The sequence below is a fragment of the Celeribacter sp. SCSIO 80838 genome, from assembly GCF_056498065.1.
The window spans coordinates 157,593-169,169 of the sequence record NZ_JAZKMA010000002.1 but is presented as its reverse complement, the minus strand read 5'-3'; the positions used below and the strand labels follow the sequence as shown (position 1 = coordinate 169,169).

At 59.2% G+C, this 11,577-nt stretch carries 10 protein-coding genes and 1 pseudogene; 7 read left to right on the top strand and 4 right to left on the bottom strand.

Going from position 1 to position 11,577, the window contains the following annotated elements; all coding sequences use genetic code 11:
- The first annotated feature begins 9 nt into the window (after positions 1-9).
- From V1475_RS19450 to V1475_RS19420, 7 genes and pseudogenes are all read left to right on the top strand, one after another.
- A complete protein-coding gene (locus V1475_RS19450) occupies positions 10-1,230 on the top strand; it encodes a cytochrome P450 (RefSeq protein WP_479414139.1) in 1,221 nt (406 codons plus the stop codon).
- A gap of 78 nt (positions 1,231-1,308) precedes the next feature.
- Entirely contained in the window at positions 1,309-2,421 is a 1,113-nt protein-coding gene (locus V1475_RS19445) for a type 2 periplasmic-binding domain-containing protein (protein ID WP_479414138.1), read from the top strand.
- 88 nt (positions 2,422-2,509) lie between these two features.
- Positions 2,510-3,043: a TRAP transporter small permease gene (locus tag V1475_RS19440; protein WP_479414137.1), complete on the top strand. Its 534-nt coding sequence runs from the start codon at positions 2,510-2,512 to the stop codon at positions 3,041-3,043.
- A 1-nt stretch (position 3,044) separates the two neighbouring features.
- Complete coding sequence (locus V1475_RS19435; RefSeq protein WP_479414136.1) at positions 3,045-4,361, top strand: TRAP transporter large permease; 1,317 nt, start codon at positions 3,045-3,047, stop codon at positions 4,359-4,361.
- 231 nt (positions 4,362-4,592) lie between these two features.
- A pseudogene (locus tag V1475_RS19430) lies at positions 4,593-4,846 on the top strand (IS6 family transposase); the annotation flags it as partial.
- A 230-nt stretch (positions 4,847-5,076) separates the two neighbouring features.
- Entirely contained in the window at positions 5,077-5,415 is a 339-nt protein-coding gene (locus V1475_RS19425) for a hypothetical protein (RefSeq protein ID WP_479414135.1), read from the top strand.
- Positions 5,416-5,772: a hypothetical protein gene (locus V1475_RS19420; RefSeq protein WP_479414134.1), complete on the top strand. Its 357-nt coding sequence runs from the start codon at positions 5,416-5,418 to the stop codon at positions 5,770-5,772.
- Between the two features lie 216 nt (positions 5,773-5,988).
- On the opposite strand, the gene V1475_RS19415 is transcribed toward V1475_RS19420, so the two are convergent.
- The 4 genes from V1475_RS19415 to V1475_RS19400 form a co-directional block, all read right to left on the bottom strand.
- On the bottom strand, positions 5,989-7,170 hold the full coding sequence (locus tag V1475_RS19415; protein WP_479414133.1) for an MFS transporter: 1,182 nt from the start codon (positions 7,168-7,170) through the stop codon (positions 5,989-5,991).
- 251 nt (positions 7,171-7,421) lie between these two features.
- Positions 7,422-8,798: an aspartate ammonia-lyase gene (locus V1475_RS19410; protein ID WP_479414132.1), complete on the bottom strand. Its 1,377-nt coding sequence runs from the start codon at positions 8,796-8,798 to the stop codon at positions 7,422-7,424.
- Between the two features lie 116 nt (positions 8,799-8,914).
- Positions 8,915-9,790 carry a sugar phosphate isomerase/epimerase family protein gene (locus V1475_RS19405; protein WP_479414131.1) on the bottom strand — a complete coding sequence of 292 codons (876 nt, stop codon included), beginning with the start codon at positions 9,788-9,790 and terminating at the stop codon, positions 8,915-8,917.
- The gene (locus tag V1475_RS19400) at positions 9,787-11,439 is read right to left on the bottom strand and encodes a GMC family oxidoreductase (protein ID WP_479414130.1); all 1,653 of its coding nucleotides are present in this window, start codon (positions 11,437-11,439) and stop codon (positions 9,787-9,789) included. The genes V1475_RS19405 and V1475_RS19400 overlap by 4 nt, the downstream gene beginning before the upstream one ends.
- Positions 11,440-11,577: the final 138 nt, after the last annotated feature.

Below are 11,577 nucleotides of genomic sequence, written 5' to 3'. Positions count from 1 at the left end.
GAGAAGACGATGTCAGCAACGTTTGAAGAGAGCCGGACGCAGTCCCGCCCGGAGGTGGATCTCGATCCGTTCAGTCAGGAGGCAAGGGACAATCCCGAGGCCTTCGACCGCGCGGTGCGCGAGGCGGGGCCGGTTGTTTGGTTGCCAAAATACGGCGTCTGGATCACCGGACAGGACGCTGTCGTGCGCGAGGTGTTTTCTGACTGGCGACGCTTTTCCTCGGCCTATGGCACAGGGCTGACCAATGTCGTCCGCGAAGAACCGTGGCGCAAACCCTCCGTCATTCTCGAAGCCGATCCGCCGACGCATACGCCGAACCGCAAGGTGCTCGCCCGCATCCTGTCGAATGCGGCTCTGCGCAAACTTGCTGAGGATTTCCGCGTTGAAGCGGAACGTATGGTCGATGCCTTGGTCGAGCGCCGCAGCTTCGATCTCGCCGAAGATCTGGCCTTCGCCTTTCCCTTTAAGGTGCTGCCCGATGCGGCGGGCCTGAAATCCGAAGGGCGGCATCATCTGATGCCCTATTCGACGCTGAATTTCAACGCGATGGGGCCGAAGAACGATCTTTACAAAGCGGCTTTGAAGGTCGTCGAAGAGCAGGGGACGTTTGAATATGTCGCCGCTCAGATGGATGAAAAGAACATCCTGCCGAACAGCTTCGGGGCCGAGATTTACGCGGCGGCCCATGCCGGGGACATCACCCATGAAGAAGCCGGGATGCTGGTGCGCGCCTTCATTTCCGCCGGGATCGACACCACGGTCTTTGGCATCGGGATGACGCTGATGGAACTTATCGCGCGCCCCGATCAATGGGACATGCTGCGCGCTGATCCCGATCTGGCCCGCCCGGCCTTTGAAGAAGGGTTGCGGTTCAGGGCGCCCAGCCCGGTGATCGGACGCACGACCTCGGGCCCGACCGAGCTTGCGGGTGTCGCGCTTGGCGGGGAGGAAAAGGTGTTGATGTGGCTTGCCTCAGCCAACCGTGATCCGGAGAAATGGGATCGTCCTGATGATTATGACATCACCCGGCGTCCTGTCGGCCATCTGGCTTTCGGTGTCGGCATCCATGGCTGTGTCGGCCAGATGGTGGCCCGCCTCGAAGCCGAATCCGTACTCAAAGCGCTGAGCGCGCGCGTCAAACGCATTCATCTGACGGGGACGCCAGAGAAGATCAATATCAACTGGCTCAGGGGCTATCAGTCGATCCCCGTCGAAGTCGAGCCAGCCTGACAAGAAGTCCACAAAGGACAACGCAACCTACAAACCGCGAGCGTCGGAGGAGGACGCAAGCAAGGGAGGATACGCACAATGAAAACGACACTCGGACTTGGTGCGCTTGTGGCGCTCGGCATCACTGGCGCGGCCATAGCAGAGACGCCGATTTATGGCTCCTGGCCGCCCGCATCGGATTATCTCAACACGGACACTTTGCCCGGCGCCTTTTCGATGATCGAAGAGGAAACCGGCGGCGATGTCACATGGGAGCTGATCGCGGGGGGACAGCTGGCAGACGGGCGTGGGTCTCTCGCCGCCGTTGGTGACGGGCTGATGCAGGGCGGCTTGCAGATCCCGGTCTATACGCCGGAGGCGATGCCGTCTCTCACCTTGCTCTATTCGGTCGTCGTGCCGGGGGACGATCCCGTCGCTGTTGCTGGGGCCGTCAGTGAGACGATGTTCCTGAATTGCCCGGATTGCGTTGCCGAGGCGAAAGACAACAACGCTCTGCCGCTCGGGCCGTTTGCCTCGGCCTCTTACCGGCTGATGTGTACCTCACCGGTGGCCAGCATGGCCGATCTGAAAGGCAAACGCATCCGTGCGACGGGGGGCTATGCCGAAATGGCCTCCATGGGCGGCGCGACGCCGATGGCGGTGACGCTGACCGAGGCCGTGAGCCTGTTGCAGCGCGGCGGGCTTGAATGCCTCATGGCGGCGCGTGAATGGCTTCAGACCTATGGCTATGGTGAATATGCCAAACAGGTGACGGACCTGCCGCTTGGTGTTGCTTCGCCCGCCATCGGTCTGATGATGAACCGCGACAGCTTCCTCGACATGTCGTCCGAGGCGCAGGCTGCGCATCTGCGGGCCTCGGCCTATGTCACGGCGAAACACACCATTGGCAATTACGTGGACCGCGACCGCGAAAGCTTTGCGCATCAACAGGCTGAGATGGGGGTTGAACTTGTGACGCCCGCCGACGATCTGACCGACCTGGTCAATGGGTTCATCGACAAGGACCGCGCCCGTTTGATCGAGAACGGCAAGGCACTTGGGCTGTCCGATCCGGCAGCTCTGATCGACACCTATCTGGCGAATGTCGAAAAATGGCGCGGCTATTCCGAAGAGATCAACGGCGATGTCGATGCCTTTGCCGCGAAGCTTTGGGATGAAGTCTATGCCAAGGTCGATCCCGCCGATCTCTGAGCCGGGGCGCTTTTCGCTGCGGGCTGGCGCGCAAGCTGGCCCGCTCTGATCCCACATTCCAATTGCGAGGGCTTCGATGGAACGCCTGATGAAGTTTGCGTCGCGCCTTGCCGACGTATTGTTCTGGATTGCGCTGGTCGCTGGCGCGCTGATGATGACACATGTGACGGTCGATGTGATCGCACGCACCGTGTTCAACCACCCGATGCCGGGAACCGGAGAGATCACCGCCTCCTATTACATGATTGCCGCTGCGTTCCTGCCACTCGCATGGGTGAGCCTGCGGGACCAACATGTGACGGCGGACCTGTTCGTCGATCAGATGGGGCCGCGGATGCAAAAGATCGTCGCGGTACTGACCGATCTTTTGACGCTGGCCTATGTGGCGATTTTTGTCTGGCAGACCTGGTTGTCGGCCCTGTCGAAAACCAAACGCGGCGAGGTTTGGGAGATTTTCGGGGGCTATCTGCCGATCTGGCCGACGCGTTGGCTTTTGCCGATTGCGGGCGGGGCGATGTTCCTCGTGCTGTTCCTGAAACTGATCCTGCGGTTGTCCGGGAAAGCCGAACCGCCGCATAAGAAAGATCACATCCCGGATATGCCCAGCTCGGAGGGGGTGTGACATGGATACTTTGTATTTTGGTCTGACGACGCTTGCGATCCTTTTGACCCTGATCGGGTTGCGTGTGCCGATCGGTGTGGCGCTGGGTGTGGTGTCGCTTGGCGGGCTGGCCTTTGTGCGCAACACGCCGATTGCGCTGTCGATTCTGCGCGAGACGCCGTTTTCCTTTGCCGCAAGCTGGGATTTGACGGCGATCCCGATGTTCCTGTTGATGGGGGCGATTGCCAATCAGTCGGGCATCTCGACCGCCCTGTTCCGGGCGGCGCGGCTTTGGTTCTCGGCCCTGCCGGGCGGGCTGGCCGTGGCCGCGAACATCGCTTCTGCGGGCTTTGCCGCTGCCTGCGGATCGTCGCTCGCATCAGCGGCGGCGATGGGGCGACTGGCGATTCCAGAGATGCTGAAGGCCGGGTACAACAAGGGGCTCGCAACCGGTGTTGTCGCCTCGGCAGGAACGCTCTCTGCGCTCATTCCGCCCTCTATTCTTCTTGTTTTATATGGTGTTTTTGCAGAGGTGTCGATTTCCCGCCTTTTGATTGCGGGGGTCATTCCCGGCATTCTCACGGGATTTGCCTATGTGGTGATGATCCTGATCCGCTGCAAACTGAACCCCTCATTGGCACCGAAACTCGACGACGCGGAACTCGCGACGCTCAAACGTGACCGGATGTCGGCACTTAAGGAGACGTGGCCGCTGGCGATGCTCATCTTCGGCATCATTGGCGGGCTCTACGGCGGGATCGTCACACCCACCGAAGCCGGTGGTGTTGGGGCGGCGCTGGCTTTGGCGATTTCGATCCTGCAAGGCCGGATGGACACGCGCCGTTTCACCGAAGCGCTCAAAGAGGCGATGGCGGTCACCGCACAGATCTTCTTCGTCGGCATGGGCGCGGTGATGTATACGCGGCTTTTGTCACTCACCGGCGTCTCTGGTCTCTTGGTCGATATGGTCGGCTCCTGGGCGGGCGATCCGCTTTTGATCGTCATCGCGCTCTCCGTCATCTACCTGATCCTCGGCATGTTCCTCGACCCTCTGGGCATCATGCTGATCACCATGCCGGTGTTCCTGCCGATGATCGAAACGCTGGGGCTCGATCTGATCTGGTTCGGTATCATCGTCGTGAAATACATCGAGATCGGGATGATCACGCCGCCGATGGGGATGAATGTCTTCGTTGTGAAATCTGTGGTCGGAAAAGAGGTGCCGATCTGGACGATTTTCCGGGGCGTCGGATGGTTTCTGGCCTGTGAGGTCGTGGTAATGGTGCTGTTGATCGCCTTCCCCTCGATCACGCTGTTCCTGCCGGACCTGATGCGCTGACGGCGACCCCACCTGAGAGCCTTGGGCATGAGCCGGAGCAGACCCTGCATCTCGTGCCCGGCCATACCGGGCGTGGTTCACTTCGATAAGTGATGCGCCTGCCGCAAAAGCGAGATATGTTCTCCTTTTTGTTTTTTCTTGCTACAGAGAAAAGCGAAGGAAGCCCTATGTCTGTCACCAGAAGGCATTGCCAAGTTGTTGTCGGCTTATGGTTTTGCTACAGGGTTCCGGATGAAAATGCCATCATCCCTGCCGCGCCTGAAGGGCTTCCGCTACCCCCGCGAGACCATCGCTTATGCCGCCTGGGCCTATCATCGCTTTGCCCTGAGCACTGCCGACGTCGAGGACCTTCTGGCGAGCGCGGCGTGATCGTCAGTCGCGAAACCGTCCGGCTGTGGGTCAACCGGTTTGGTGCGCATTTTGCCAGTTGTATCCGGAGGGATAGGCCCGCGCTTTCGGACACGTGGCATCTGGACGAGGTCGTCGGCATAGGGCTGCCGTTCGCGCTGAAGGGCCTCGATTTCGCGCAAGCGCGGCTCGGTGGCATAGTATTCTTCGGTCTCGGCGTCATCCAGTCCTCATCGTCATTCTGCACCGCCAGTTCTTCCTCGCGCGCGATGAGACGTTCCTCCTCAGCCAGCAAATCCGGATCCGGCTCGACATCCTGCGGATAGACCCGCCCGAAACTACGAAACGCTCCGTAATCCACCGAGAGATGCACCTCGACCCATTTCCAGGCAGCCTCGAAGGGTTTGGCGGCGGTTTGCAGCTTCTCGATGGCAAGACGCTCGAGGAGTTCGGGGTTTTCCATATGGGTGCTGGCACGATCGTCGAAGAGATCGCCCAGCAGAACACCTCCCGCCGCCTCATAGGCCTCGACACCGACAAAGCGCCCAAGGCCCGAGTTCGCCGAATGCGCCGTCTCGGTCAGTGGGCGATCATGGTCGTCTGTCAGCGTGAAGACCATCACGCATTCGAGGGTCAGATCGCCCGCGCGGAAGTGCTCGACGATTTCGGGCGCAACGCGGGCGAGTTTGAGGCGGCGACGCACTAGGTGGACGGAGACGCCGAACTTCAGTGCAATCACGTCCTCGCTGCGGCCTTCGGCAATCATCTTGTCGAAAGCTTCGAACTGATCCGCCGGGTGCATTGCCGCGCGCTGGAGGTTTTCGGTGGCGGAGGTGAGGACGGCGTTGCGCTCGTCTTCGACGAGGCGCTGGGGCTCGGGCGGGCAGCGGTCTTGGTCAGGGTTCTTGTCACGCCGGACCGGGATGAGACTCTCTCTATCCTTTTCAAGCCCGGCACTCGGGCTTCCCTTTCTCTGGCTCTCGCGAATTCAAATAACGTTTCAATCAAAGACAAAGAGCCTTGTATTGAGGTGATGCTGTGGATGCACCACCTGCGTCTTTAATATGCCATTGCGATTTTGAACTGTCCGTTGTCGCTTTCTTACTCATAATCAAAGCCTGCAGCTGACTATTCTGGTGCCCGGTTTGGGGTAAGCGCGCCGGGCGCTATGCCTTCAAAATACCCTCTACGAATAGTACCTGCTTCCAACTATGGGGCGTCGTTCAAGATCAGCGGATGTAAATCATGGTTTATAGAGAGTACCCGAATTTCCGCGGGCTCACTCATCTGGAGAGGGAAGACTTGCGCCAGAGCGCGACGTAACAGTGGTTCTCTCCGCGAGGACATAGGAAAGTGGTGTCACGATCAAGAGGCCCGCAAGCCCTGCAAAGGCGAAAGACAGGCTCAACGCATCGGCGGCGAATCCCACAATGGCAGGGCCCATGAGTAGGCCAGCATATCCGGCGGTCGTGGCGGAGGCGATAGCAACCGAAGCCGAGCCTACGGCAAAGCGACCTGCCGCACTGATCAGGATGGGTGACATATTCGCAAGACCGATACCCGATAGCCCGAAGCCCAGAAGTGCGACGCCATAGCTGTTCGCGGACAGGATGAGGGCGATCCCGCCTGCGGCGAAGACAGCCCCGAAAGCCAACATCACTGATGGGCCAAGCCTTACGGTCAGGAAATCGCCTGAAAAGCGCATAACGACCATAGCCGCGGCGAAGGTGCTGAACCCCCAACCCGCCGTTGTCACTGTGGCCTGACCTAGTTCGATCGCCAAGAGCCCGCTCCAGTCGAGGAAGGCTCCTTCTACAAGGAAAGTCACCATCAAAAGCACGGCAAAAACGATAACGACCCCTTTCGGGAAAGCGAATTTGTCATCCGAGCCCCCCGCATTCGGCAAGAGCATCGGGCGTGCCATCAGGAGCGCGAGCGCTTCGAGCGCCGCGCAGATGGTCGCAACGGCCACAGGCGAAAGACCCGTACCGAGCAGCCCGGTCACCAGAATGGCGCCGATGAGATTGCCCACGCTGAACAACGCGTGGAAGCCGGACATCAGGGGGCGACCGACCTCTTGTTCGACAGCTGAACCATGCACATTGATGGAAACATCCAGTGCGCCGAAAAACGCGCCGAACGCCATCAAAGCAGCGCTCAAAAGCAACATAGATGGGGCGAGTGTGAGCACAGGCAGCAGAATGGCGGTCATCAGACCGACGATCGGCAGGATACGCTGTGCTCCGAATTTCGAGGCGATGAAGCCGGCAGGGGGCATCGCAAGCAGCGAACCAAGCCCGAGACACAGCAGAACCGCCCCGAACGCGGCTTCGCCGATGCCGAGGCTCTGTTTGATCGAAGGGATAAGAGGTGCCCATCCGCCAATGGCCAAGCCTGCCGCCAGGAATGTGAGGCGCGCGCCCCAGCAGGACGCCATGAGGGATGGTTGCGTCTTTGGCATCAGGTTTCTCACTCCGGGGAAAGGGGAGGGGATCGGTGTATGGCGGCGATAAAGGCAGGATTCAGTAAGGTCAACCGTGTGTCACGACGAAGATGCCGCGAGCGGTTTTAGCAGAGGACATGCACACCGGCCTCAAAGGCTTTCAATGTCTGGTCGTGAGGCCGGTCGCTGATGGTAACACTATAAACCGCGTCGATCCTGGTGAAAGCCGGTGCCATCCAGTGCCTCGCCTGAACGCGATCAGTTTTCAGTCAAGAAGTTAGCATAGACTGGATATCTTCCCTTGTTCCGAAGCTCAATTTCACGGCGGCATCAACAATCGAAATGTTGTTGTTCAAGGCATATTTGGCAACCTTGCTGGCCTTGGTGTATCCGATGTGCGGTACGAGATGTGTCACCAGAACAAGCGAGTTTTCCAACGCTCCCTCGCATTGGTTTACGTTCGCTTCGATCCCGGCCACACATTTGACCGCCAAAGTGTCCATGGCCTGAATGAGAATGCGCATTGATTGCAGGACGTTCAGAATAATGATCGGTTCGAAGGCGTTGAGCTGCAATTGCCCTGCCTCGGCGGCCATCGTCACGGTCAGGTCATTGCCGATGACCTGATAGGCGACCTGATTGACCATTTCAGGGATGACGGGGTTCACCTTGCCCGGCATGATCGACGATCCGGCCTGTACGGGCGGCAAGTGGATTTCGTTGAACCCCGAGCGCGGCCCGGAAGCCAGAAGGCGCAGGTCGTTACAGATCTTCGACACTTTGACCGCAACGCGTTTCAACGTGCCGGAGAAGGTGACATAGGCCCCGGTGTCCGAGGAGGCCTCAATCAAATCGGTTGCGAGTTTTGCCTCCAAACCGCTAATCGCAGCCAGTTCAGTCACTGCGAGTTCTGCATAGCCTTCCGGCGTATTCACCCGCGTCCCGATGGCGGTGCCGCCAAGATTCACCTCGAGCAAAAGATGTGACAGCCGCCCGATGATTTCGACGTCCTCAAGAATGGTCGCGGCAAAGCCCAGGAATTCCTGCCCCAGAGTCATGGGCACGGCATCTTGCAATTGCGTACGCCCTATCTTGTGGATGTCGGCAAAGGCCGTGGCCCGCTCTTGCATCGCCCGGGCCAGACGCAACTGCGCGGCACGGAACGCGTCACATTTCGAGACGATAGCAAGCCGCATGGCGGTCGGGTAGATATCATTCGTGGATTGCGACCGGTTGACGTCGTCATTCGGATGGAGATGGGTATAGTCGCCGGGCCTATGTCCCATGTGGATCAAGGCGACATTCGCGATGACCTCATTTACATTCATATTGGTCGAGGTGCCGGCACCGCCCTGAATCATATCAACGCGAAAGGCGTCGTGGTACCGGCCTTCAAGGATTTCGGAACAGGCCAGTTTGATATAGTGGGCTTTCGCGGGTGATAACACACCCAGCTTTTCATTTGCGCTGGCGGCGGCCAGTTTAACCCATACCAGTGCGGTGATGAATTCTGGAAAGTGGCTCAATGGAATGCCAGAAATCGGGAAGTTTTCAATCGCCCTGTGGGTATGAACACCCCATAAACAGTCTTGAGGGAGTTCGACTTCTCCGAGATTGTCTTCTTCGGTGCGGGTGCGAGCGTTCATGACGGGGCCTCGTTCGGCAAGAGAACATTAAGACAGAAGCTACACCAGGCCCCGCTATCGCGTATTCGTGAAGCGGGACCGGTGGGGGTGTGGGGCAGCCGGTCGCCATCGCCAGCCTAAGCGAGAACAAGTGATTGCATCCTGGAATGCAAGTCGCGGGCGACGTCGAAACTGTTTTGCTGCTGCTGGCGCTGACAGAAAAGCTCGCAACTCCACCAGCCTTCGTAACCGGTGGATTTCACCGCATCGACCCATTGTTTCAGATCAAGCACCCCTTCGCCCGTCGGCACGTCGCGCAGGACCGTTTCATCGGGAAGACCGGAGTCATGGCGCAGGCTGTCACAGATATGCACACCATAAATCAAATCTCCGGGCAGGGCGGCAACGTCCTCGGGGCTGTCTCCAGAGGCGTAGCAATGCCAGAAGTCGATCACCATCTTGAGATTGGGGCGGTCGGCCATGGCAATGACATCTGCCTGATCTTTCAAACGGTTGAGAGGCACCCAGGCGAGCGCCTCTAGATAGATGATCAGCCCGTCTTCCGCGGCAAGATCCGCCAGCATCGCGAGATTTTTTGCCGCAATTGAAAATTGCTCGTCACGGGACAGAGCGAGTGTGCCGCAATATCCGTCGGTCTGTTCTCCGTTGGCATTACGGCGCACGGTGTCGATCTGAACGGGCCCGGTGAGCACCTGCACGCCTTTCGCGCCGACGAGACGGGCCAGACGAAACAGCTCGCGTGCCTCGGCAATAAGAGCGGCTTCGTCGTCCCCATGCCGTTCGATATCGAGGAGAAAACCGATCCCCGGCACCTCGACACCAGAGAACCAGCTCGCAATCTCGTCTTCCGAAACTCCGGCCTCCAGGGCGGCCTTAAGCTTGCCCGCGTTGACTTCGAGACCTTCAAACCCGGTCTGGCGCATGATTTCGAGGTCAATGGCAAGCGGGGCGTGACGTGAGACAAGCCCGTGATAGATCAGAGTCTGGGTCATTGCGTATCTCCTGTTTGAGCGCTCACCCGGGGAGAGGCGGGGGGGAGTTTCTGTCCGCGAATGAGATCGGCGGCCTTTTCGCCGATCATGATGCACACAGCGTTGAGGTTGCCCGAAATGATCCGTGGCATGATGGAGGCATCCGCAACACGCAGGCCTTCGATCCCGTGCAGGCGCAACTCCGGATCGACCACCGACATATCATCTGTCCCCATGCGACAGGTGCCTGCCGGGTGGAGTGCGGCATGGGCTTCGGTCTGACAGAACCGTTTCAGCTCCTCGCGGGTCATCTTCGGATTTTCCGGAACATGCCGTCTTTCGACGTGTTGTTTGAGCGCCGGTTGCTCCATGATCTCAATGGCAAGCTCCGCCGCATTGGTGACCGCCTCCAGATCGCGCGGATCGCCGAAATAATTCGGACGGATGCGCGGGGGCAAGGCGGGGTCGCTGCCGTTCAGTCGCACATCTCCACGGGAATAGGGCCGGATCTGGCCGAGGTTGATGGTCGCACCATTGCCCCCGGGAACACCATCGACACCCTCTTCGATGCCCGCGCCGCAGACCATGAAGAACTGGCAATCGGGGAGCTTTTCGGATTTGTCGCCCCACCAGAAAGCCCCACCCTCGATCAGGTTTGAGACAGCCGGGCCGCTCTGGAACAGCACATATTCGAGGCCCGCCATTGCCCGCCAATGGAGCTTTTTATATTTGTCGTAGCTGATGGCCTTGTTCAGTTGATAGACCAGCGAAATTTCTATGTGGTCCTGAAAGTTCTGGCCCACGCCCGGAAGATCGGCGATCGGTGTGATCCCATTTGCCTCAAGGTGAGCCGCCGGACCAATGCCTGACAGCATGAGAAGTTTCGGCGTGGCGATCGCCCCCGCACTGAGGATCACTTCCTTGCGGGCGCGCAATATATGTTGTTTTCCCCTGCGGGTGTATTCCACGCCCACCGCGCGTCCGCCCTCGATGAGAATACGGGTGACGGCGCATCCCGTGCGCAGCGAAAAATTCTTACGCTTTCGCGCCGGGCGGACGTAGGCGGCGGCTGCCGAGGAGCGCAGGGGGCCGCGCGCCGTAATCTGGTACAGGCCGGTGCCCGCCTGTTCGCCCGAGTTGAAATCGGGATTCAGCGGCAGTCCCTTTTGCTGACAGGCCTGAAGCCAGGCTCGGGTCAGCGGGTGAATGTTATCAATGTCAGAGACTTTGAGCGGACCATCCGTACCATGCGCAGGTCCGGCGAAGCGGTTGTTGTTCTCCGATTTGACGAAATAGGGAAGCACATCGTCGTAGCCCCATCCCGTGGCGCCATCCGCAACCCAGCCTTCGTAATCCTCGGGATTGCCGCGGATGTAGATCATGGCGTTGACGGAACTTCCGCCGCCCAGAACGGAGGCCTGAACCATGGTCGGTGCATCATTGCGGCCTTGCCCCGGGCCCGGCTCCCACGGCAGTCGTTTGAGAAGTTTGCCCTGTGCGGTCTTGTAATAGGCGCCCGGAATATGAATCCAAGGGCTGAGATCGCGCGGGCCTTCTTCGAGCAAAGCCACCTGGATCGAAGAGTCTTCCGAAAGGCGACCGGCAACAGTGCAGCCCGTTGAACCACCACCAACGACGATGTAGTCAACTTCGTCTTTTGTCTGAGTCATTTTTTTGGTCTTTCTAGTGAGCATGGTGTCATCTCGCGGAACCGGCGCTCAGACTGAGGTGCCGTGAGGCGCTGTCGAATGACACAGAATATTCGGGATGTTTGACGCGGGTGCGTTGAGACGTGTGGTGCCGTCATC

Bases quoted from the DNA above. Each gene is read 5' to 3' on its own strand.
- V1475_RS19450 (WP_479414139.1), top strand. From the start codon at position 10: ATGTCAGCAACGTTTGAAGAGAGCCGGACGCAGTCCCGCCCGGAGGTG.
- V1475_RS19445 (WP_479414138.1), top strand. From the start codon at position 1,309: ATGAAAACGACACTCGGACTTGGTGCGCTTGTGGCGCTCGGCATCACT.
- V1475_RS19440 (WP_479414137.1), top strand. From the start codon at position 2,510: ATGAAGTTTGCGTCGCGCCTTGCCGACGTATTGTTCTGGATTGCGCTG.
- V1475_RS19435 (WP_479414136.1), top strand. From the start codon at position 3,045: ATGGATACTTTGTATTTTGGTCTGACGACGCTTGCGATCCTTTTGACC.
- V1475_RS19425 (WP_479414135.1), top strand. From the start codon at position 5,077: ATGCACCTCGACCCATTTCCAGGCAGCCTCGAAGGGTTTGGCGGCGGT.
- V1475_RS19415 (WP_479414133.1), bottom strand. From the start codon at position 7,170: ATGCCAAAGACGCAACCATCCCTCATGGCGTCCTGCTGGGGCGCGCGC.
- V1475_RS19410 (WP_479414132.1), bottom strand. From the start codon at position 8,798: ATGAACGCTCGCACCCGCACCGAAGAAGACAATCTCGGAGAAGTCGAA.
- V1475_RS19405 (WP_479414131.1), bottom strand. From the start codon at position 9,790: ATGACCCAGACTCTGATCTATCACGGGCTTGTCTCACGTCACGCCCCG.
- V1475_RS19400 (WP_479414130.1), bottom strand. From the start codon at position 11,439: ATGACTCAGACAAAAGACGAAGTTGACTACATCGTCGTTGGTGGTGGT.